Raw genomic sequence first — 22529 nt, 5'->3', positions numbered from 1 at the left:
CGGAAGCGGAGTCAAACCAGCAGCTTTTTCACTTCGGCGGCGAACGTGGTGACATCCAGCGGCTTGGGGAAATAGGCCGCGCAGCCCGCCTCGGTGGCCGCTTCACGCTCTCCCTTCATCGCGTGGCTGGTAACCGCCACCACCGGGATCCCGGCAGTTACCGGGTTGGCCTTGAGGCGGCGGGTGGCTTCGAGACCGTTCATGCCGGGCAGCTGGAAATCCATCAGGATCACGTCCGGCAGGCGCTCGGCGGCGATTTCGAGTGCGGAGGCGGCCTCGATGGCGCACAGCAGCTCGAACCCGGCCAACTCGAGCACGTCGCGGATAAGCTCCATATTCATTTCGTTGTCCTCGACAACGAGGGCAACGGGCGGAGAGTCGCTCACTGTTCCTCCAGTTCGATTTTCTTGAACTTGCTCAACACTTCGGGGTCGTACCAGCCTTTTCCGGTTTCCTCGTCCAGGATAGCCAGGGTCTTTTCCTTGTCATAGGCCGGTTTGTAGGGCCGCTCGGTACGCAGGGCGTCGTAGACGTCCACCACGGTCAGGATCCGGGCGGTGAGCGGGATTTTCTCGCCCTTGAGCCCGTCGGGATACCCGCTGCCGTCGAGCCGCTCGTGATGGTGGCGGATAATGGGCAGGACATGGCGAAGCGAGCGCAGGGGTTTGCAGATATTGAAGCCGATCATGGGATGCTCCCGCATGGTCGCGAATTCCTCGTCAGTGAGCTTGCCCTTCTTTTGCAGGATCGCGTCGGGGATCCCGATCTTGCCGACATCGTGGAGAATGCCGCCGAGGCGAAGCGCCCTGAGCTGCTCATGGGGCAAATTGAACATGCCGCCCACTTTGACACTGTAGCGGCTGAGGCGGCCACAGTGGTCCTCGGTGTAGGAGTCCTTGGCTTCCACCGAAAGGGCCAGCGAGCTGATCACCGCCTCGGCCCGCTCCAGCTCGTCGGTGTAGAGCTTGACCCGCAGCAGGCTCTTGACCCGTGCCTGGAGCTCCTGGCGGTCGTAGGGTTTGGTCAGGAAGTCGTCAACGCCGGCCTCGATACCCTTGATCCGGTCCGATTTTTCCGACAGCGCGGTGACCATCACGATCGGGATCAGCATGGTTTCCGGGTCGCTCTTGAGCCGGCGGCAGACCTCGAATCCGTCCATTCCGGGCATCATCACGTCCAGCAGTATCAGGTCAGGCTGTCTGCTTTCAACCTTTTTCAGCGCCGATTTGCCGTCGTATGCACTGAGTACCTCGTAGCCGTACTCGCTCAAGTCCGCTTCCAGCAGCTCGACATTCAGCGGCTGGTCGTCGACCACCAGAATCAGACCACTCGCCAGCTCGTCCCTGTCTGCCATCTTCCCGTCCTTTAATCAGTTGTGTTCTGTTCGGTGGAGAGGTCCCGGAGCGCCTCGGTGCCATCGAGCGGGAAGGTGAAATAAAACGTGGTGTCCCTGCCCTCCTCGCTCTCGAACCAGATCCGGCCGCCCTGCATCTCGACCAGCCTGCGGGTCAGCGCCATACCCAGGCCCGTGCCCTCCTGCTTACGGGCGTAACTGCTGTCGACCTGACGGAACTCTCCCCAGACTTTATCGTGGTCTTCGGGGGCGATCCCGACGCCGTTGTCCTTGACCGATACCAGCAGGTATTGTCCGGCGGGCAACCGGCTGGTCTGCTCCAGCTTGGCCGGGTTTTCCAGCAGGGAGGCGTTCAATTCAACCCTGCCGCCCTCGGGGGTGAACTTGACCGCGTTGGAGAGGATGTTGTAGAGAATCTGCTTGAACCTCGTCTGGTCTCCGTACAGGGTCTTCAGCCCTTCTCCGGTCTTGAACGTAATTTTGAGTTGTTTCTTTGATGCATAGCCGCGGATCAGGGATTCCACGTTGGCCAGCGCATCGGATATGATAAATCGTTCCGGGTTGAGGTCAAGCACGCCGGCCTCCACTTTCGAGAGGTCGAGAATCTCGTTGATCAGCCCCAGCAGGTGCTTGCCGCTGGAGCGGATGTTGGAGATATAGCGTTTCTGCTTGTCGTTCAGCTCACCCGGCGCCCCGCCGTCCATCAGTTCGCTGAAGCCGATAATGGCATTCATCGGGGTGCGCAGTTCGTGGCTCATGTTGGCCAGGAACTCGCTCTTGGCTTTGTTGGCTTTTTCCACTTCGGCGGCGTAGGCCAGGATCTGGCGCTCCCACTCCGAGCGTTCGATTTCGGTGGAGAGTATCCGGCGGAGGATACCCAGGACCTCGATATCCTGGCCGGAGAATGCATCGTCCCGGCGGCTGAGCAGGCAGAGCGAGGTCCAGCGCTCGTCGTTGACGATGATCGAGACGCGCACGTAACTGCGGTAATCGAACTTCACGTCCCCCCCGGCACCGTCTTCCGAAGAAGGATCGAGAGAACTGATCAGGATTTCCTGTTCAGGCTGCTGTTCGTAAATTTTCCTGAGTTGTCCCAGGCAGCTTTCCTCCTCGAGCTCTTCGCGGGCGATTCCGCTGGCGGCCAGGAACTGGCTGCCGGTTTCGCTCAGCCGGCCCAGCACGGCCACCTCGGCGCCCAGCAGGGTGCGTGCCCGCTCGGTGATCGTATTGAACAGAATGTCGTGGTCCTCGTAAGTGGCCAGGGACAGCTCGCTCAGTTCGCTGAGCCTGATGTTGCGGATTTCGAGCTGCTGGTTGGCGCTCGCCAGTTCGGCGGTGCGTTCCTCGACCTTGCGTTCCAGGTTGCGGCGATGGTTTTCCAGCTCCTCGAGGTATTCGCGCAGGCGGTCGGTCATGTGGTTGAAACTGCGGGCCAGCGCACCTATCTCATCATTGGTGGCGGGCACAAAGCGGACGTCCAGCTCTCCGGCCGCGACCCTGGAACTCATCTCGGCCAGCTGGCTGACCGGCCGGGCGATAGTCCGGGCCAGCAGGACACTGACCACGCTGACCGTAATAAGCGCGATCAAGCCGACAATCACCAGGAGCCACTGCATCTGGAGCAGGAAACCCTTTTCCCGGTCGATCGAGCGCTGGATCACGTAGCGGGCGCCCTCCAGCGGCAGATCGACAACAGCGCAGCGGTAGCGTTCGCCTTCCAGGGCGACATCGAACGAGGCCGCAGCGCCCCGGTCGTCTTCCGCTGCGTTCCTGCTGGAGGACTCGTTGGCGATATAATCGCCGAAGTGCGCCCTTTCGGCCGCCGGCAGGCTGCTGGCGACAACCCGGTTATCGATTTGGAAAGTGATATCGGTGCCGGTCAGGTTTTTCATCAGCCCGGCGAACTCGTCGTCGATTTCCAGGCCCAGTTTCAGCGCTCCCGAGATACGCTGTCCCCCGCTGACCATCGGAACGGCGGCCACCTGGTAGAGCTTGCCGGAATCGACCACGAGCCCTGCCCGGGCAAACCCGACCAGCGCATCGGCGATCATCGGGTCCCCGGTGACGTCATCTCCCCAGCGATCCGGTTCATGCACCCTGGCCAGAACCAGGCCGGTTTCGTCCACGACGGTGAACAGTTCGCTTTCCACCTGGCTCTGCAGGGTCTGGCTCAGGTCGAGAACAGTCTGGTGGTCGCCGGTGGCGGCGGCGGCGAGCAGCCTGGGCGCGCGGCTGATAACCTGCCCGAAAGTGGTGAGCCGCCTGGTTTCGCTCTTTAACTGCTGCTCGAACAGGTCGCTGGCTTCCTTGAAGCGCAACTCGATAACGCTGTTGGTGTGCGTGCTGATCAGCACGTTGACCACCACCAGCACCAGCGCCATCACCACCAGCATCAGCGCCGCGAAATAGGCTGCAATCCTGTAGCGAAGCTTGTTGAACACGCGGTCCGGCTCCCTGAAAGGAGTTCAGAGAAATTATAGCACCCGCTTTACGGGAGTGTCAAACGGGTCAGGTATATCTTCGTGCGGAAACAGAGGACGGGCGGTTGAATCAAAACGAGAAATCGACCTGCTCCCGGGAGGACTGGATAAGCTTTATCTCGACTGGTTCGCAGTGACGGCTGGGAATCCAGGTGCAAATCCTGTAGTCGCCGGCAGGCAGCTCCAGGCTGTACATCCCATCGGCTGAGGCGCGGGTGAACCAGGGAGTCTCGAGCACGAGCACGTAGGCATGCATGCTCTCGTGGATTTCGCAGAACACATCGATAATCCCGGGCTGGTCGAAGGTGACCGATTTGCTCTTGCCTTGCTCATATAGTCCCAGGTCGAACCGCCTGGCCCTGGAGTAGCTGAAAACGTTGTGGTAGAGGGGGTCGAGGTTGGGAAAATCGACGGTTGTGCCGCTCTGCACGGGGAGCACATGGGGGACAAACGTTTTGTTCCGCTGGATCATCGCGGGGTTTTTGGCCGGGGCCTTGAACTGAGCCGGTTTTCCGAGCGGCTCCGCCCAGACAATGATGAAGGATAATGCTTCGCCCGGCTTGCCGGTCTCTTGTCCAGCCGATGATTTTGCGCTGGGACGGTAAACACCGCGAGAATACCCGCCGCCCGCTCCGGCAGGTGATTCGGACACAACCGGCACGGTAACCTTGCCCTCGACAGTGGCGCAAAGAGCCGGGAGGGCGGCCAGCAGGACTGCGCTCAGAACATGGTTCAGCTTCAAGAGGCGCACGGGTATCGCCCGGTCAGAAAGTGAGCACGAGTTGGGTGTTCAGCAGATCGACATTCTCGCCGCTGTCTTCGTAATTATTATGCTGCCAGACCAGCTTGAGCAAGATTCCGCGGGCAAAATTATATGCCGCCCCGGTCTCGAAACGGGTGAGGTTATCGCCCCAGGTGAATTTTCCGCCGGAACTGTCGCTGAATTCGTCATAGACGATACGGTCGTACCTGGCGGCGAAATACAAGCCTGCCGAGAGTTTCTGCTTGAGTTCCAGGTAGCCCGAGGTGCAGGGCATGTCCTCGCCGAGCAGCGGGTTTTCCCACCAGTTGCGGATCAGCTCGCTGTGAATCTCGGTCCAGCCGCGGCTGTAGCGCAGGTCCATGCCGACAATTTTCTGCAGGACGTCGTGAGTTTCTGTCCCGGCCGGCAGGTTGGCGACATCCCCCGGCAGATACCTTCCCACCGAGAACGAGCCGCCCAGAGTGAAAGCCGGCGACGGGTTCCAGGCCAGGTGTCCGGCCAGATTGCCGCCCTTGCTGGTATTGGAACGCGGACTGGAGGGGCTTTCCTTGGTCAGCATCAGGTAGTACTCAAGATCACCGGCGAAACCGAACGCGGTGATTCCAAACGGCCAGCAGGAGTCGTAGAGAATCGGCAGGCCCCTGGCGCCGGCGCGGTCGCGGAGCTCATCGTAGGTTGCCGGCAGCTCCCTGCTGCTGGCCGGCGTCCGGTAATGGTACATCAGCGGGATACCCACCAGCGGGTTTACATCGGAATACGTCCGGGGGCCCCAGGTGCCGAAATTCGTTGGTATCAGACCCAGCTTGAACAGCAGCCTGTCGGAGTCCCACGGCCTGGCGACCGCATAGGCGCCGTTGACACGGGGCCTTGTGTCCGTGCCGGTGTGGGACTCGCCCTGATCCCAGAGGAATTCGAGAAATATCCCCAGGCGGGGGTGGATCCAGCTTTCGGCGAACGCGGTAATCCGGACCGGGTTAAACGGGTCGTCGCCGCGGAAGTTCGTGTTGATCCTGCTTTCCCGGTCAAAGGTGGTATAACCCAGGGTGGTCAGGAAGGAAAAGTCCACCTCCGCCGCCCGCAGCCGCGGCGATACCACGAATGTCAGCAGGAAAGCCAGCGCAAGCCGAAGGAAATTTTTGTTCACGGTCATTGCTTGCTACACAAGGTTCCAGTGATAAATCGTAAGAGTGTTGCCGCCTTAGCCGTGGTAATACTATCAAAATTTCAGTTGATATTCAACTGTTATTGAAATTGGGATACATTATCAATCGACAGCCGCGACTCGAGCCATCTCGCTTTTAATCATACGCGTAGAGCAACAATAAGTGCCGTCTCGGGGTCATATTTTTTAGTCGTAGCTCATTCCGGCTGATTCCAGCCAGCGGTCCAGGACTTCCATGTTGCCCAAGGTGTCGTCCCAGGTCATGGCCGGCGGCGGGGCCTGGCGGCGGTCGAGATTGCGGGCCACCGTATCGGCCTCGATGGCATATAACCAGTCTGCGGTGGAGGTGACTATTTCCTCTTCCAGTTCGCCCAGTGTATTTTTAACCAGGATACTGGCCGAGCCGCCCTCGATACCACTGCAGAACCATGGCGAGAGCACCTCCAGCCGGCCCTCGCTGCCGAACACCGTCACGGTGTTGTCCATCGCAAGCTGCACGCCGCAGGCCAGCTGGGCCAGCACCCCGCCGTCGAACCGCAGGATTGCCGTGGCGTACTCGTCCACCATGCTCTCGCCGCCCAGACAGGCCATCGCCTCGATTGCCACCGGCTGCTCGAAATCACTGCCGTGGGCGGCCCCCACCAGCAGGCGGGTCATGCTGACCGGATAGCAGCCGACATCGAGAATCCCGCCGCCGCCGAGTTTTTTGTCGAGCTTGAGGCTCTTCAGGTCATAAGTACCCTTGTAGCTGAACGTGGCCCGGACTGCGCGCAGTTCGCCCACCCGGCCCTCGCGCACCAGCTCAACCAGCCGGGCGGTCTGGGGATGGCAGCGGTACATGAACGCCTCCATCAGGAACACCCCGGCCTCGCGCGCCGCATCGACTATCCGGCCGGCCTCGGCGCTGTTCATCCCGATCGGTTTCTCGCACAGCACGTGCTTACCCGCGTTCGCGGCCGCAATCGCCCACTCGGCGTGCATGGGGTGGGGCGTGCCGATATACACCGCCTGCACCGAGGGCTCCTCGATCAGGGCCTGGTAAGAAGCGAAATATTGCGGGATTCCGAACTCCCCGGCGAAAGCTTCGGCGCGGTCGAGATCGCGGGCGGCCACCGCGGCCACCGAACCGGTCCGGGAGCGGAGCACGCCGCTGCAGAATTTGCGGGCGATCTTGCCGGCGGTGATTATGCCCCAGGCCAGACTGGGATTTTTATCGTGTGGCATGTCCGGTTCCTGTTCAGCTAATGAATAAAGACCAATAACAAGGCAGGGACACGGTATGCCGTGTCCCTGCATGTATTATAGCAGTTAACAGGCTTTGAATCAAAATGAACCGGACAGGTCAAGACTCGCGCACCCAGCGGAAAATCTCGGCCAGCGAGGGCGCCTTGCCGTACATCAGGATGCCCACGCGGAAAATGCGCGCGGCGGCCCAGACCACCGCGGCCACGGCCACGGTCAGAATCAGCAGGGAGAGGATAACCTGCAGCCAGGGTACGGCGGGCAGGGCGGCCACACGCATGATCATCACCAGCGGAGATATCGGCGGCAGCAATGACGTGACCACTGCCAGCGTCCCGTGGGGCTGCTGGACGATCGCGGTCCAGAACATCATCGGCACCACGATTACGAGCATCAGCGGGGTGATGAAATTCTGGGCTTCCTTGATCGAGTTGACCGAGCTGCCCACGGCCGCGAACATGGAGTTGAACAGCAGGAAGCCCAGCAGCATGTTCAGGACCAAGACCGCGATCTTATCCGGCCCGATAGTGGACAGCACCGAGCCGAAACCGCTGAACGAGGCGGCCACAGCACCGCCGACTGCGTAGAGCGCCACCAGCGTAAGGCCGATAGCCGACTGGCCCAGAATCTTGCCCGCCATCATCTCCAACGGACTGACAGCGGCCAGCAGCACCTCGATCACCCGGTCGTTTTTTTCCTCGATAATGCTGTTTAGCAGGCCCTGGCTGGAAGTCATGATCCCGAAAAAGATCAGCATCAGGAAAATGAACGGCAGAAACATCCCGGCCATCCTGTTGATTTTCCCCTCGCCCTCGTCGCTGAGCTGGATATCTTCCAGCCACACGCCGCGCGAGAGCTCGTTGATCAACTCCGGGCTGAGGCCGTTTTGATGATAACGCACCGTGGAAACCGCTTTGTTGATTATTCTGCGCACGGTTGGCTGAAGAGTCACATCCGAGGAGGGCAGGCTGAACATCCGTGCGTGACCGTCACCGCTGATAGTGTTTTCATCCACGACCAACAGTGCATCGAACTCTTCAGAGCGCACGGCCTGCTTGCCCTCTTTCTCGCTCATCTCCTGATAATGGGGAACCAGTTTGCGTCCGGGATTGTCGCTGTTGTATTCCCCGAACATCTGCCGGAGGGTTTGATCGATGGATTCCTCGTGGTTCAGCACGGCCAGGTGACGGTCCTCGCGGGGACCAGTGAACGCCTTCTCCTGCATTTTGCCCCCGACGACCATCAGGATAATCATAATCACGGGCAGGGCCAGCACACCGATAATGAACGCCTTGGTTTTGACTGTTTCGAGGTATTCCCGGCGGGAGATCTGTAGTGTTTTATTCAGCATCGGACTCTCCTTTGCCGGAAACCAGGGATACAAACGTTTCGTGCAGCGAGGGGGTCCGCACCCTGAAGGAGCGGACATCGGCGAGTTCAAGCAGCCGCCGCAGGAACTCCCGGTGACTGCCGCCATCGCTCATGGTCACTGTCAGCAGGCCCTGCTCGCGCACGGCGCTCTGTACGCCGTCCATCGCTGCCACTGAGTTCTCATCCGCTGCGGTCTCGATCAGCAGGACATTTTCTGCGCCACGGCTGCGGATTTGCTCCATCGTTCCGTCGATCACCTTGCGCCCCTTGTTGATCAACAGGATCCGGTCGCAGAGCTTTTCGGCGTGCTCCATCATGTGGGTGCTGAAGATGATTGTTGTTCCGGAGGTGCGAAGATCGAGCATCTGCTGTTTGACCACCTCCAGGTTGATCGGGTCGAGCCCGCTGAACGGCTCATCGAGGATCAGCAGCTCCGGTTCGTTGATCACGGTGGTGGCGAACTGGAGTTTCTGCTGCATCCCCCGCGAGTATTCCTCGATCTTGCTGCCCGCGCGTGAATCGAGGTCCAGCGCGGCCAGCCATCGAGCTGCCGACCGGCTGGCGTCCGAGGGGCTCATGCCCTTGAGCCGGCCGATAAAGATGAGGAAATCGGCGGCTTTCATCTTACGGTACATCCCGCGCTCCTCGGGCAGGTAGCCGATCCGGTCCTTGCCCTGGCCGGGGGCGGTGCCGCCCAGCAGCTCAATCCGTCCGCTGTCGGGACGGAGGATGTCCATCACCATCCGGATCGCGGTGGTCTTGCCCGCCCCGTTGGGGCCCAGGAAACCATAGATGCAACCCCTGGGGAATGAAGCTGAGAGCGAGTCGACGGCGGTATTGCCGCCGAAACTCTTAGTCACATCCTCCATTACGAGTACGTTGTCTGCCATCTGATGCTCCGGTTGTGGTGTATGCCTGCCTGCTAGCTAGTGTTGTGTCCCGGAAGTAGATGGAATAAATCGACGCTTCCGGTAATGGTTTGATCGGATAAAGCTGAAATCCCCCCTGGCCCCCCTTTGCCAAAGGGGTGAAGCGGCCTCCCCTTTTCTAAAAGGGAGATTGAGGGGAATTTATAATCTTTTTTTTGGCGGTCCTCTATACTGACTTGATTAGCGCCATCAGCAGGGAAGGCGTTATATACTCGGGATAATAATACCTTAATCACGTGCATAGTAAAATGATAATTAATTATCGCTAAAATAAACAGAGGCCCATCCGTCGTGCCATGGATGGGCCTCACTGATTATAACGAACCGGCAGGCCGTTAGGATTTATTATTAATTATTTCAGATGCGGGCGACCGCAAGGTTCACCCCGACAGCTTTCCCAATACCTGTAAGCGCAAGAGACGTTTTGTCGAAAAGGGGGATTTGTTGAGAAAAAAGGGCGACGCGTGCGTCGCCCCTGCAATATCCGCGTAATATGCCCGATTATTGCGCCGCTACCGGCGTGCCGTAGAGGAAACTGCCTCCGAACGTGGTCAGGTACACCTTATCCGCTGAGTGAGGGTCGGGGACAACCCGGTGGCCCCAGTGAAAATCGTAGCCGGCCATCCGCTGCCAGCTCGCGCCGTAATCGGCGCTGAACGCAGCGTGGTGCATGAACGTGTTCAGGTATAGCCGCCCGGCCTTGCGGGGGTCGGCGGCGACGGCATACACGTACGCGTCAGGGCGGTAAAGCTGCGTCCACGTTTTACCGTTGTCCGTACTGGCCAGCACCCCGCCCTCGGATTTGATTACGCCGGGGCCGCCGCGGAAATCATTGCGATTTACGCTGGCCCAGCAGGCCAGGTAGAGACGGTTGGGGTCGAGCGGGTCGGATTCGAGCGAGTTGGGGAAATTTACCCCGGCGGGCAGCTCGACTTTACGCCAGCTCCCAGCGCCGTCGTCCGAGCGGTAGAGCGCGCCGCTCAGCAGCTCGCGCGGCTCGCTGAACTTGACATCGAACGTAACCACCAGCCACAGCGCGCCGTCGGCGTCCAGGGTAAGCTCGAACGCATTGCGGTTTTCGCCGATCCCCTCGCTGGCCTCGCTCCAACTCTTAGCGTCGTCGCTGGATTTATACACGCCCCGGCCGTAGACCGCGGCGTAGAGAGTACGGTTGCCGGCCGGAGATTTCGGATCCATCACCACCCAGGTGACAGGGGCCTGCGGCAGGCCCTCGCTGGAGACCTCCCAACTCCGTCCGCCGTCGCCGGATACGCAGATTCCGCCGAGAGCGGAACGCTTCCAGCGCGGCGAGCGGATCATCTTCAGCTTGGGGATATCGTGCCAGCTCGACCAGGCAGACCACACCCGGCCCCGCACCGCCGGGTCGAACTCCATCCAGTAGCAGGTGTTGTCCCAGCGCGGGGGCACGCCCTCGACCGAACGGCGCCAGCTTCTCCCGCTGTCGAAACTGTGCCAGTAGGCGATATCGGTGTAGCTGACCGCGATATGCGCCGGGTCGAACGGGTCGAAATGGACGCCGTAGATCGTGGTGACATCCATCCCCCGGCTGCGGATCGAACCGTCGGGCAGGGTCTCGCTGTAGAGCGCCTGCCAGTTGCAGCCGCCGTCGGTGGTTTTCATCACGCGGTACCAGTCGGTGAACGCCGCAATCGAGGGATCGGAGGGAAACACGCCGGTGCAGATCGCCCGGACATATTCCCCGGCGAACGCCTCGCGCACCCAGGAGTCGTCGACATTTTCCGCCTTGTAACCGTCGCGCACTGTGTAGTCGCTGCTGCCGCCGCCGGCTTTCTGCACCCAGGCCCAGCTTTCGCCCGCGTCGGTGGTCTTGAATATCCCGTACCAGTGGCCCACGTTGCCGCGGGGGTTAGTGTCCATGTACCGGGCGCAGACCAGGTAGGCCGTGCGGCTGTCGCGCAGTCCGGTGGAGACCCAGGCGAACGAGGGCCGCACCTGGTTCTCCGGCACGGAAGCCATGCCGCTCAACGTTGCGGACACTTCGCGCCAGCTCGCACCGGCGTCGTGGGAGATGAATATCCCGCCGGGACTGACCTCGTTGCCGCCCACTCCTCCCGGGCCGCCGCCGCGGGGAGTGACAACCGCATAGAACCGCATGGTCCCGCTCTCCGGGTCCACTCCGCCGGAGGCGCTCTCAACCGGCGCCATCTCTTCGGGCAGGTCCATCTCATCTGTTTCACCGCTGGCCGGATCGATCACAGCCAGCGAGACCGGGGTGAACGCATAGAGCTTATCTATTTCCCGCGGGCCGGCGTAGAGACCCAGGACAGCGGCTTTCAGCCCAGTGAGTTCGCTCCAGCCCGCGCCGCTGTCGCGGCTGACGAACACCGAACTGCCGCTTCCGCGCGTCAGGCCGAGATAAATCGTGGCCGGGTCAGCCGGGTCGATTAGGATCGCGCTGATCCGCGAGGCGTCGGCCGGGTAGCTCGCTCCCTCGCGCACAACCCAGTCGAAATCCGCATGGTCATCTTCGTAGCCGCGGCCCAGGGTGTCGGCGGGCAGGGGAAAGAGCAGCTCCCAGGATTCGCCGTAATCGACAGTGCGGTGCAGACCGGCCGCGCCAACGTAGACAGTCGTGGTATTGGAGGGATCGAATGCGAACGCGCCCACCCCGCCGGGGAGATTGTACATCTCCCAGCTCTCGCCACCGTTGTCCGTGAGGTAGCAGCCGGTCATGTCGCAGCGGATCGCGATCCGCTCGGGGTCGGTGGGGTGGAACGTGGGGAAGAACGTGCTGCCGCCGCCGCCGGGTCCCATGCTCACCCAGTCCGGCGAGGGACTTTCGGCCGCAGCCTGTGGCTGCGGTACGCCGCCGCCGCAGGCGGACAGTGATACCAGCAGGGATACGGCGAAAACAGCGAAATGGCGAGACAGCTTGCGCTCCTGCATGGTATCGTCCCCCCTCGGCGGAGCCAGAATGTTGTAACTCGCAACCTGGCGTGTTATAGTGGTTCAGACCGCAGAAAGTTAAAGCTTTCTGCCCGCCGGGGAAAGGAACAATGAATTGCCGGCCGCCGAATTAAGCACTCTTTCACTGTCCGCGGTTCCACAAAGTCAGCCGAGGAGTTCCCCATGCGCACCCAGTTTTTCTTACTGCTGCCGGCTCTTGCCGTCGCCACGGTAACGCTTCATGCCGGTGTCCGTGTCATCCCGCAGCCGGCCGAGGCCAAGGTGACCAGAATCCAGACCGAGATTGACAGCCGGAGCCACGTGTTCGATCCGTCCAGCGGAGTGATCACCGTCGCCGGAGCCGGAGGTGAAAGCGTATTCTTCCAGGTGGTGGTCCAGGTGGTCGACGATACCCTGGAGGGAGTGACCGCGAAATTGGGCGAGCTGACCGGACCCGGCGGTACGGTTGCCGACAGCCGGACGATCGAGTTCCTCTGCCCGCTGGTGAAAGTCTACGCCCCCAGCACCGAGGCCGGCCGGGCCGGCTGGTACCCCGATCCGCTGGTGCTGTTAGATAAACCGGTGCATATCGAGCCCTACCGCTGGCAGAACACCTACAACCAGACATTCTGGTTCGAGATCGCCATTCCGCGCGGATTGGCCGCCGGGACCTACGGGGGCCGGGTGTCGGTCAGCGACAGCGAGGGAGAGCTGGCGGCATTCCCGCTAAAGTTAAAGGTCCACGGTTTCGACCTGCCCGCGCGCCAGCACCAGTACGCGATGTTCAACTGCAGCAGGAGCTGGCTGGGCAGCTACTACGATGAAGACAACCTGGGCGGGGTCAGCCTCGATGACATGCTGGCCAAATATTTCGATTTCATGCTCGAACGCGGGATCCAGCCCTGGTTCAACCCGCTGATCCAGCCGGAGTACGAGGACAAGGGCGACCGGCTGGAACTGAGCTGGCCCAATCTGCATTGGGAAAAGCATTTTCTCGCCCAGGAGGCCTACCGCCGGGTAACCTTTCCCGCGCTGCCGCGCGAGATGGAACGCTCGCTCGGCGAGGAGGAGAAATTTACCCCGGAGTTCAAGCGCAAGGTCAGGGACTGGGTCGGCGGGATCTGGGAGCACTACAAGCAGAACGGCTGGCAGAGCAAAGTTAGCTTTTTCGCGCCGGTAGACGAACCGAATACGCTGGACGAATACAAAGAGCTGATCCGCTGGGGCAGGCTGATCAAGGAGGTGGACCCGGAGATCAATTTCCAGGTTACCGAGCAGCCGCTGCCATCGAGACCCGAGTGGCCCAGTCTGGCTCAGGTAGCCAACGACTGGGTAGTGCACGGCAAGTCCCTTGAAAGCAACCGCGAGGAGTTGATCCGGGTAACCGGCATGGGTCAGAAAGCTGTCTGGTATATTTCCTGCGACCAGACCTGGCCGATGGCCAATTACTTTATCGACGAGCCGGGGATCGACCCCCGCGCGGTGGCCTGGATAACTTACCGCTACCGCCTGGCGGGAATGCTCTACTGGGCGGTCAATTTCTGGCCCGAGGTGGTCAGCCCGTGGCGCGATGCTGTCACCTGGAAACGCTCCGAGTGCAACGCTCCGCTGGCAGGCGAGGGCAGCCTGGTGTATCCGGGCGAGGAGATAGCAAGGTTCTGCGGGCAGAGCAACGTGGCCGGGCCGGTCAGCTCGATCCGGTTCGAACAGCTGCGCAAGGGCATGCAGGACGTGGAGTACCTTTACCTGCTCAAGGAACTCGGCATGGACGACGAAGCGGAAAAGCTGTGCATGGACCTGGTGATCAGCGCCGATACGTTCAGCCGCGACCCGCAACGCTACGAGCAGGCTAAAGCCCGCGCCGCGGAACTGATCGAGCGGGCGAAATAATGAGGCTGTCCCGGCCGAAGGAGAATGAATGAGGCTTGCCAAGCTTGTTATCCAGTGTGCGCTCGCGCTGCTCTGCGCTGCTGCCGGAGCGTCTGCCAAAGCGCCTGAGCAGGTGGCCGGGGGAGTCTACCTGGTCGGCGGCTCGTGCAACGTGTACGCGATCGTGCGCGGCGCTGCGGCGCTGCTGATCGACAGCGGCGAGGGCGACGTGATCGGTCAGCTCGATGCGCTGGGCGTGAAAAATGTAGAGTGGGTGGTCCATACCCACGCCCACCGCGACCAGTGCGCCGCTACTCCCAGGCTTGCGGAAATGGGTGCGCGGGTGGCGGTTTTGGACGAGGGAGAGCGGTTCTACCGCGATCCAGCCGGATTCTGGAACCAGTTCCAGCTTTATATCCGTTACCAGTTCAAGCCCGACTCGTTCAAGCCCGCCCGGCCGATACCTGTGCACAGGGTGCTGGCCGACGGTGAATCGCTGGAGTGGCGGGGGATCACGCTGACCGCGCTGGCCACTCCCGGCCACAGTGTGGACCACACCGCCTGGCTGGCCGAGATCGGCGGCAGCAGCGGCAAAAAAATCGCGTTCACCGGCGATATGATTCATTCCCCCGGCAAGGTTTGGAACCTGTTCCATTTCGACCATCACTACTGGGACGGCGGGTTCGAGGGGGTCAGGAAAACCCTGGCGGGTCTGGACAAAGTACTGGAATGGGGAGCGGATATGCTGCTGCCCTCCCATGGCGTGCCGATCGGCGATCCTCCCGCGGCGGTGGCCCTGCTGAAAGAGAATATGCACCAGCTTTACGAGTTCTCTCCAGAGGGCGAGGCCGAGGACGAGGTCGCTCCGCCATCGAGGCGCGTACCGCAGTTGATCCGGCAGGTCTCCGAACACCTCTACCATGTCCGCCCCACCGGTTATGTGCTGCTTGACGGCCAGGGCGGGGCGCTGTTCTACGACTATTATTCGGTGCCGGAAGAGAACTCCCGCTGGGGTCCCTCGCGGATCGACACGATTCTCAAAGCACTGGATATCGAGCGGGTCGAGGTGGCGATCCCGAGCCATTTCCACGAAGACCATCTCCGCGGATTCCCCGTGCTCAAGAAGCTGGGTGCGCAGTATTGGGTATTCGACAACATGGCCGACCTGCTGGCCCATCCCTCGCGCTACAACTTGTGCTGTATCGCCCCCGAACAAATTCCCGCCGACAGGGTCCTGCACGATAACGAGGTTATCAGCTGGGGGCCGTATACGTTTCGGATCATCCATTTCCCCGGGCAGACGATGTACCATCAGGCGATGTACGGCGAGGTGGACGGCCGCAAGGTGATGTTCATGGGCGATACTGACTGCTATGCCCTCGGCGACCAGACGATGGGCCGGCGCAATTTGAAGCTCCACGGGATCAGCACCTTTTTCAACTACTACAATCTGGACCAGGGGCGCGGATACGAAAAAGCGATGGAGCGGATGGTGGAGTTCGATCCCGAACTGATGCTGTTCGCCCACAGCGGCCCGCGCGAGGGAAACATGCTGACCTACCAGACCAATCTCGACTCGATCCGCCTCCGCCGGGCGCGGGTGGAAAAGGTGCTGCCCCATGAGGACCCCAACCTGGGGTTCGATCCCAACCGGTTCTGCTTCTATCCCTATTCAGGAAGCTTGAGCGCCGATGGTACTCTCGATGCCGAACTCCGTGTCCGCAACCACCTTGCCCGGAAGATGAAAACCAGCATCGAATTTCGCCTGCCGCCGGGCTGGCGAGCCGAGCCGCAGTCAGCCGAACTCGAGGTTTTCGGCAAGACTGAGGCTGCGGTCAGATTTAAGATAATCGCTCCGTCGGGGGAAAAACTTGACGGACGGCGGATTGTCACCGCCCGGATTATCGCCGACGGGATCGACTGGGGCGAGTTCTGCGAAATGCTTGTAGAGGCCGATTAGCGGGAGCGGGCCGGCACGTTCTTTGCGAATCTCACACCGGCTGTACAATCCCGGACGTCCAGAAACGGGCAAAGAACGTGCCGGCCCGCCGGATAAAGAGTTGAAGGGAAAAAGGGCCCGGATGAATCCAAAGGTGCATAAACGCGAAAGCCGCCACTCGATGTGGCGGCTTTCGCGTTTAACTGCTTTGAGAGCATTTTTATTCGTAAATCAGCGCCTCTTTCATCACCATTTTCCCCTCGCCGCCCACCTGCCGGATCACCAGTTCATGGCTGCCCGGTTCCAGGTCATAGTTCCAGAAAAGCGGGATGCGCCAGATCCGCGCGTCGCTGGGCAGGGTCACCTGCTCGATCAGCTTGTCGTCGACATAAACTTCACACTCGCACTCGCCGCCCTCCCAGTGCACGAACCCGTTGACCACGAACGCCCGGCCCTCGAATGCCAGAGTATACAGGCTGTCCCCCGAATTAGTGAGTGAGTGTCTGGCAGTCGGGGTCAGGCCCTCGAAAGCGACCTCGAGCGGCGGCCGTTGCGGTTTTTCGCGTTCGATAATCCACGTGCTTTCGCCCACGGAGCCGCCTCCGCGGGTTACAATTTCGCCGGCCAGACGGTAGGTAACCTCGTACGCCTCGTTGAGGCTGTAGTCGCAGTAAGCGAATTTCTCGTTTTCGATCTGGTCGAGTCCAACGAGCCATTCCTCGGGAATATTGGAAAACCCGATCATGGTGCCGAGTATCCCGGCTGCGTTCGAAGGGTTGCAGTCGGAGTCCTGGCCGCAGCGGGTGCTGATATCGAGAGTTCTGCCGAAATCTCCTCCGCCGTAGAGCAGACCGATAGCGATATACGCTCCGTTGAGCTTGGCGTCTATATTTCCCGGCAGCAGCGCGCACTCCGGGCAGCCGCGGTCATTGGCCCATTTCTTCTGCACCTCGAACCAGCAGCGCTGCCAGTCGCCTGGATACTGGCGCCACCAGGTAAGCACATCCTTGATCGTCCGGTAGTATTCGCTTTCGACAGGCAGGCTCTCGAGAGATTTTTCAACCACCACGGAGATGTCGCCTTCCACGAAAGCGTGGGAGTACATCGCCGCCACGAACACACCGCCGTAATAACCGTCGCCGTAGTTCATGATATGCCCCACCCGGTCGCAGATTTCGAGTGCCGAGGCCGGCATCGCCGGACACAGCATACCGATAAAATCGGCCTCGATCTGGAAATCTATATCATCGGCGTGCGGGTTGTTTTTCCAGTATCCGCTGGCCGGAGGCATTATCCCGTGCAGGATATTCCACCTTCCCGACTGGTTGGCGTGCCAGAGCCTGAATCCTGCGTTGGCGAATTTCAGCGCGAGGGCCTCCGACGAGGCATCCAGGCCGGCGCTGTCGAGCACGGCCATAAACGCAAGGTCCATGTAGAGGTCGTCGTTGTTGAAATACCTGACAAGCTGCTCCGCGCTGTATTCCAGCGGGACCTCGTCACCGATCCACGTTCCGGTCCAGCCGAATTCCGTGGGTCCACCGAAACAGACGCCCACAGTCTGGCCGACCCAGCCTCCCTTGATCTTGTCCCTCATGGTCTCGGAGCTGATCCTGACAGTGCCGGAGCCGGTGGAGCATGCGGCGGCTGCCAGCAGCGCCAGACACACTATCGCTGTTGAACCGGGTGCAAAGAGCCTCATCAAGCAGCTCCTTTCGTGTGAAGAAACAACTGGGCAATTGCTGCTTTTGCTCTGGGATAACGTAATCAATATAAGACGGCGTAAGTTAACTATCCATGAAAAGCCGGTTTTACATGTTTCACACTTTCTCGATCAGTCCCAGGAAATTTTCTCCAAGCAGGCGGTTGAAATCCTCGCTATCCAGACCCAGTTCGGCCAGGGAGGCCATGTCACGGCGGTAATCCTCCTCGTCGTACCATGGAAAATCGACACCGTAGATTACTTTTCTTGTGCCGATCCGGCTGAAAATCAGCTCCAACTCCGCTTGCGGAATATGCCAGGCGTACCTGGAATCAAGTGTGTGGGTCAGGTCCAGGAAGCTTGCCGGATGCATCTGCAGCAGCCCCAGCACCTCACGGCAGAACGCCGCACCGCCGCCGTGGGCCAGGATAAGCGGGATGCCGGGATATTTCCAGGCCAGCCGGTCGATTTTCAGCGGATGGTAATGCTCCAGCGGCCACGAACCCCCGGCGCCGAACACACCGGTGTGGATCAGCAGGGGTAGACCTAGGTTCTCAAGCACGGTATAAAACTCGCTGTCGCGCACAGGGTCGATCTCGAACCGGCAGATTACCGGGTGGAATTTCACTCCGGCAAACCCACCGGCGGCCAGCTTTTCCAGGCGCTCTGTCTCGCCGGGTTTCGCGGGATCGAGCGCGGCGAACCGGATAATTTTGTCGTTGACTTTTTGGCTGCTGGAGCTAAGCCAACCCGGGCCGTCCTGGCCAGGTTCAATCCGGCTCGTGCAACGTCCCTCGGGGACCTCGAACGGAGATATGGCGGTTGCACGCCCGAAACCGAGTCCCTCGATGAAAGCGGCCAGATGTTCAGGGTGTCCGGGATGCAGCCCGGTTGAAGGATCGCGCTGGAACTGATCGTTTGCATAAGGAAAGGTGTGGCAGTGGAACAGCACCCTGCGCTCCGGTGGCGAATCGGCTTCCGCCTGCGCGGCGTGAGATTCCCCGGCAGTGGTGATCGCTCCACTGGCGGCGCCCAGGGTGGTTCCCGTGATAAATTCCCGCCTGTCCATCTTTCTCACTCCCACAGGATTGGTAAAGGTAGCATGTTCTCACTTTCGGTTGGTATTTGGATATATTATCTTGGGTTGTCCTGCGCAAGTATTCAATTCGATTGTTTCGGAAAAGAGCTGCATTAGAAAACCTTGCCTGTCGGAGGCGGCGACCGATGACTTTTCTCGAGCGATACCTGGCAGTCCTGGCTGGCCACCCTGTGGATTTCCTGCCGCGTCTGCCGATCCTGATGCAGTTCGCCGCCGAGCATATCGGCTCCAACTATGGAGCATTCGCCTCGGACCATCACGTGCTGGTGGAGTCCAACCTGGCCTGCGCCCGTGATTTCGGGTTCGAGCAGGTATCGACAATCAGCGATCCGTACCGTGAAACCCAAGGCTATGGCGCGGAGATAGTTTACGTCCGCGACGGTGTCCCGCGCTGCCCGAAACCACCATTGTCCGATAACAAGGACCTGGAAACTTTGCCCCGGCCCGACCCCCTGACCGCAGAGCGCATGCGTGACAGGATCGATGCGGTCAGGATGTACCGCAAGCTCGACGGACAACAATACTCCGTGCTGGGCTGGGTGGAGGGTCCCGCCGCCGAGGCCGCCGACCTTCGCGGGGTCAGCCGCTTTTTCACGGACCTGATCGATGATCCGGAATGGGTTTGCGAACTGATGGATATCTGTGTGGATGTCGCGATCGAGTTCGCGCGGATCCAGGTGGAAAGCGGCGCGGACACGATCGGAATAGGCGATGCGGTCGCCAGCCAGGTATCGCCGGACATGTACGAATCGATGATCCAGACACGGGAGAAAAAGCTGGTGGGAGCTATTCGGGCGATGGGGGCTAAAGTGCGGCTGCATATCTGCGGCGACACCACCCACCTTCTCCCCGGAATTGCCGGCCTGGGGATAGATATCATGGACGTGGACCACATGGTCGACATGAAAACCGTGCGTGAGGCCCTGGGAGGAAATGTCTGCATCGCCGGCAATATCGACCCGGCCAATGGAGTCTACACGGGCACGGCGGAGGAGATCAGGGCGGATGTGCGGCGGACCTACGAGATTGTCGGCAACCCGTACATGGTCACCGCCGGCTGCGAAGTGCCCTCGGGCACTCCGGTAAAGAATCTGAAAGCGTTGTGCGAACCTGTGGAGTGGAAAAAATAAGGATTTTCTGATTCAGTGCAGTGGGCGGGCGGCGCGCGTACCATGTACGCGCGTGCGCGGGCTTCGCCCGCATGCCCGCCTGCGCTTGAAAGCGCAGGCGCCGCCCGCCCCGGCCCGGAATTGATCACTCGGCCAACGCGGATTGACTGCTGAGACGGTGACAATAAAAGCGAGAAGATAAAGAGGCTGCCGATGGTTCAATTCACCGCACTCGACTGGTTCTGGGTGATCGCTTATATCCTGCTGATGGTGGTCTGCGGGGTGCTGTTCTACCGGCTGGCTTCCCGCAGCGAAAGCGATTTTTTCCTCGCCGGCCGCGGCCTGCCCTGGTGGCTGCCGGCCACCAGTGTCTACGCCACTCACACTGCCACCGACACCCCGATCTGGATCGGCGGAGTGGTCTACCGGTTCGGTCTTTCGGGGATCTGGTACAGCTTTTTCGCCGCCTGGTGCGCAGTCGGTGCCTTTGTATCCAGCCGGATTTTCCGCCGCAGCCTGGCCTACACCCAGGCCGAATGGCAGAGTCTGCGGTTTTCCGGGATGGGCGCGGAACTGCTGCGCGGCTGGATGGCCGGCTGGCAGATTTTTATGAACATGTTCATCCTCGGCTGGGTGGGGCTGGCGATGGGAAAAGTATTTCATTTCCTGTTTCCCGCCTACCCTGAATGGGTGGGGATGGTGCTGTTCAGTTCGATCTGCGCGATCTATGTCCTGTTCAGCGGCTACTGGGGCGTGGTGATGGCCGATTTTCAGCAGGGAGTGATCGCCTCGGCGCTGATTATAATCGTCTCGGTCTGGCAGATCGTGGCGGTGGGCGGACCGAGTGGCATAGTGGAGCGCCTGGCCGAGATGGGCGAATCCTGGCGGCTCAACCCGCTGCATTTCAGCGGCTTTCTGAGCGGAGATTTCCCGCTGGCCTGGTTTTTGACGATGGTGTTCGTGGCGCTGGTGGGCGGCCTGGGGATGGGGACCTCGATCGACTGGTATGTCGAAAGCCAGCGGATCCAGAGCGCCCGCACGGTGCGCGACGCCTCCTACAGCATCTTCGCCGGTACCGCCCTGGTGCTGACCCGCAACGCGATCTGGGCCGTGGCGATTCTCGGCTTTTTCGTCCTGTTCCCCGATATCGAGGACTCGGCGGACTACGAGATGGCCTGGTTCGTAATGGGGTTCAAGGTGCTGCCGGCAGGGATGGTCGGCTGTTTTTTCGCCGCGATCCTGGCGATCCATTTCAGCAGTATCAGCACGATCCTGAACCTGGGCGCGATGTATTTCACCCGCGACCTCTACCACCACTATCTCAACCCCAAGGCAACCCAGCAGCGGCTGATCTGGATCGGCCGGGTCAGCACGGTCTGCCTGCTGGTGGGCTCGTTTTTCTACGGGCTGATGATGGAGTCGATCACCCAGTGGCTGATATTCGCCCTCTGGATCATGACCGCCGGCATGTGGCTGCCCTCGATCCTGCAGGTGGTCTGGTGGCGGTTCAACAGTTGGGGCTACCTGGCGAGTTGGCTGGCCAACCTGGCGCTGAGCTGGCTGGTGGTCTGGGTGCTGCCGGCCTACGGGGTTATCCCCGAGCTGCTGGAGTACCAGCAATTCTGGCTCCTGCTGGGCCTGGGAATGCTGGTTTATCTGCCGGTGACATTTCTGACGCCCCACGACGAGATGGGCCATCTTGTGCGCTACTACGTCCGCACCCGCCCGATCGGCTGGTGGGGGCCGGTCCACCGCGAGGCCGTGCGAAGGGGGCTGCTGGAGGTGGGCAGCTTACCGGAATCCGGCAGCGCGGAACCCGTTGCAACCTGATGTTACTTTGCTAAGGTAGAACTCGTAAATTCCCCGTAATAAAGGGGGTGCCTGCGAGGCAAGCGGGAGATGTGTTTTACCTGTGCCGGGCGACGCATAAGCCGGCCCTCCGATGGGAACCTGTATCCTGCTTGGTAACCGCCAAAAGGTTGGGGAAAGGGTTTTCCGGTGGCCGCGCATGTTTGAGCCCAGAGGATTGTTGAGAATCTCGGGCAGGGTTTCAAGCCATCCTCCACACCCGGTTCATTTTTACATGAGGAACGCTGATGAAAGAGCTGGAAAACATCAACCGGCGACGGTTTATCGCCGGCGCGGCGGGGACAGCGGCGCTGTTGGCCGCGGTGGGCAAGCCGCAGGCAGCTCAACTGCGCTCTCCCCTCGACCGTCCGGTCCGGCTGGGGTTCGTGGGCACGGGCAACCGCGGGACGGGCCTGATCCGCACCATGCTGGGCGTGGGCGGAGTGGAAATCCCGGCGATCTGCGATATCGACAGCGATCATCTGAACCGGGCGGCCGGGGAGATCGAGCAGGCCGGCGGGCAGCGGCCGGAGCTGTACGCCCGCGGTCCGGAGGACTTCCGTCGCCTGGTGGAGCGCGACGACCTGGACGCGGTGATGACCGCCACCCCGTGGGAGCTGCATACTCCGGTATGCGTGGCTGCGATGGAGGCCGGGAAATACGCGGCCACCGAGGTCCCTGCGGCGGTGACAGTGGACGATTGCTGGCGGCTGGTGGAAACATCAGAGCGCACGGGC

The 22529-nt window shown here is 60.9% G+C and carries 16 protein-coding genes; 5 read left to right on the top strand and 11 right to left on the bottom strand.

Going from position 1 to position 22529, the window contains the following annotated elements:
• Positions 1-11: 11 nt before the first annotated feature.
• The 9 genes from FVQ81_13830 to FVQ81_13790 all read right to left on the bottom strand — a co-directional run bounded on the left by FVQ81_13830 (position 12) and on the right by FVQ81_13790 (position 12229).
• Positions 12-341 (bottom strand): response regulator, encoded by a 330-nt coding sequence (locus tag FVQ81_13830; protein MBW7997628.1) that lies wholly within the window; start codon positions 339-341, stop codon positions 12-14.
• A gap of 41 nt (positions 342-382) precedes the next feature.
• Positions 383-1354: a response regulator gene (locus FVQ81_13825; GenBank protein ID MBW7997627.1), complete on the bottom strand. Its 972-nt coding sequence runs from the start codon at positions 1352-1354 to the stop codon at positions 383-385.
• An 11-nt stretch (positions 1355-1365) separates the two neighbouring features.
• On the bottom strand, positions 1366-3795 hold the full coding sequence (locus tag FVQ81_13820) for a HAMP domain-containing protein (GenBank protein MBW7997626.1): 2430 nt from the start codon (positions 3793-3795) through the stop codon (positions 1366-1368).
• 109 nt (positions 3796-3904) lie between these two features.
• The gene (locus FVQ81_13815) at positions 3905-4585 is read right to left on the bottom strand and encodes a hypothetical protein (protein MBW7997625.1); all 681 of its coding nucleotides are present in this window, start codon (positions 4583-4585) and stop codon (positions 3905-3907) included.
• 13 nt (positions 4586-4598) lie between these two features.
• Positions 4599-5747, bottom strand: a complete 1149-nt coding sequence (locus FVQ81_13810) for a hypothetical protein (protein MBW7997624.1) — start codon at positions 5745-5747, stop codon at positions 4599-4601.
• Between the two features lie 198 nt (positions 5748-5945).
• A complete protein-coding gene (locus tag FVQ81_13805) occupies positions 5946-6983 on the bottom strand; it encodes a Gfo/Idh/MocA family oxidoreductase (GenBank protein ID MBW7997623.1) in 1038 nt (345 codons plus the stop codon).
• 118 nt (positions 6984-7101) lie between these two features.
• The gene (locus FVQ81_13800) at positions 7102-8478 is read right to left on the bottom strand and encodes an ABC transporter permease (GenBank protein ID MBW7997622.1); all 1377 of its coding nucleotides are present in this window, start codon (positions 8476-8478) and stop codon (positions 7102-7104) included.
• Complete coding sequence (locus FVQ81_13795) at positions 8342-9262, bottom strand: ATP-binding cassette domain-containing protein (GenBank protein ID MBW7997621.1); 921 nt, start codon at positions 9260-9262, stop codon at positions 8342-8344. Before FVQ81_13795 ends, FVQ81_13800 begins: the two co-directional genes overlap by 137 nt.
• Before the next feature lie 540 nt (positions 9263-9802).
• A complete protein-coding gene (locus FVQ81_13790) occupies positions 9803-12229 on the bottom strand; it encodes a hypothetical protein (GenBank protein MBW7997620.1) in 2427 nt (808 codons plus the stop codon).
• A gap of 183 nt (positions 12230-12412) precedes the next feature.
• On the opposite strand from FVQ81_13790, the gene FVQ81_13785 reads away from it, so the two are divergent.
• Together FVQ81_13785 and FVQ81_13780 are read left to right on the top strand one after the other, a co-directional pair.
• Positions 12413-14119 carry a DUF4091 domain-containing protein gene (locus tag FVQ81_13785; protein MBW7997619.1) on the top strand — a complete coding sequence of 569 codons (1707 nt, stop codon included), beginning with the start codon at positions 12413-12415 and terminating at the stop codon, positions 14117-14119.
• A 28-nt stretch (positions 14120-14147) separates the two neighbouring features.
• Complete coding sequence (locus FVQ81_13780) at positions 14148-16058, top strand: MBL fold metallo-hydrolase (protein MBW7997618.1); 1911 nt, start codon at positions 14148-14150, stop codon at positions 16056-16058.
• A gap of 199 nt (positions 16059-16257) precedes the next feature.
• Here FVQ81_13780 and FVQ81_13775 read toward each other — a convergent pair whose 3' ends face one another.
• Entirely contained in the window at positions 16258-17736 is a 1479-nt protein-coding gene (locus FVQ81_13775; protein MBW7997617.1) for an ADP-ribosylglycohydrolase family protein, read from the bottom strand.
• Positions 17737-17854: 118 nt separating this feature from the next.
• Entirely contained in the window at positions 17855-18805 is a 951-nt protein-coding gene (locus FVQ81_13770) for an amidohydrolase family protein (protein ID MBW7997616.1), read from the bottom strand.
• Positions 18806-18960: 155 nt separating this feature from the next.
• Between FVQ81_13770 and FVQ81_13765 the strand changes: the two genes are divergently transcribed.
• The 3 genes from FVQ81_13765 to FVQ81_13755 all read left to right on the top strand — a co-directional run.
• The gene (locus FVQ81_13765) at positions 18961-19965 is read left to right on the top strand and encodes a uroporphyrinogen decarboxylase (protein MBW7997615.1); all 1005 of its coding nucleotides are present in this window, start codon (positions 18961-18963) and stop codon (positions 19963-19965) included.
• A gap of 192 nt (positions 19966-20157) precedes the next feature.
• Positions 20158-21774 carry a Na+:solute symporter gene (locus tag FVQ81_13760; GenBank protein ID MBW7997614.1) on the top strand — a complete coding sequence of 539 codons (1617 nt, stop codon included), beginning with the start codon at positions 20158-20160 and terminating at the stop codon, positions 21772-21774.
• A gap of 266 nt (positions 21775-22040) precedes the next feature.
• Positions 22041-22529 (top strand): hypothetical protein (locus FVQ81_13755; protein MBW7997613.1); only part of this gene is annotated, 489 nt, incomplete at its 3' end.

The organism is Candidatus Glassbacteria bacterium, from assembly GCA_019456185.1.
Taxonomy (GTDB): domain Bacteria; phylum Gemmatimonadota; class Glassbacteria; order GWA2-58-10; family GWA2-58-10; genus JAJRTS01.
This window is presented reverse-complemented; position numbering and strand designations above follow the sequence as displayed.

What these genes read in the sequence shown, in the direction of transcription:
- FVQ81_13830 (MBW7997628.1), bottom strand. Translation starts at nt 341, where the DNA reads ATGAATATGGAGCTTATCCGCGACGTGCTCGAGTTGGCCGGGTTCGAG.
- FVQ81_13825 (MBW7997627.1), bottom strand. Translation starts at nt 1,354, where the DNA reads ATGGCAGACAGGGACGAGCTGGCGAGTGGTCTGATTCTGGTGGTCGAC.
- FVQ81_13810 (MBW7997624.1), bottom strand. Translation starts at nt 5,747, where the DNA reads ATGACCGTGAACAAAAATTTCCTTCGGCTTGCGCTGGCTTTCCTGCTG.
- FVQ81_13805 (MBW7997623.1), bottom strand. Translation starts at nt 6,983, where the DNA reads ATGCCACACGATAAAAATCCCAGTCTGGCCTGGGGCATAATCACCGCC.
- FVQ81_13800 (MBW7997622.1), bottom strand. Translation starts at nt 8,478, where the DNA reads ATGGCGGCAGTCACCGGGAGTTCCTGCGGCGGCTGCTTGAACTCGCCG.
- FVQ81_13795 (MBW7997621.1), bottom strand. Translation starts at nt 9,262, where the DNA reads ATGGCAGACAACGTACTCGTAATGGAGGATGTGACTAAGAGTTTCGGC.
- FVQ81_13790 (MBW7997620.1), bottom strand. Translation starts at nt 12,229, where the DNA reads ATGCAGGAGCGCAAGCTGTCTCGCCATTTCGCTGTTTTCGCCGTATCC.
- FVQ81_13785 (MBW7997619.1), top strand. Translation starts at nt 12,413, where the DNA reads ATGCGCACCCAGTTTTTCTTACTGCTGCCGGCTCTTGCCGTCGCCACG.
- FVQ81_13780 (MBW7997618.1), top strand. Translation starts at nt 14,148, where the DNA reads ATGAGGCTTGCCAAGCTTGTTATCCAGTGTGCGCTCGCGCTGCTCTGC.
- FVQ81_13775 (MBW7997617.1), bottom strand. Translation starts at nt 17,736, where the DNA reads ATGAGGCTCTTTGCACCCGGTTCAACAGCGATAGTGTGTCTGGCGCTG.
- FVQ81_13770 (MBW7997616.1), bottom strand. Translation starts at nt 18,805, where the DNA reads ATGGACAGGCGGGAATTTATCACGGGAACCACCCTGGGCGCCGCCAGT.
- FVQ81_13765 (MBW7997615.1), top strand. Translation starts at nt 18,961, where the DNA reads ATGACTTTTCTCGAGCGATACCTGGCAGTCCTGGCTGGCCACCCTGTG.
- FVQ81_13760 (MBW7997614.1), top strand. Translation starts at nt 20,158, where the DNA reads ATGGTTCAATTCACCGCACTCGACTGGTTCTGGGTGATCGCTTATATC.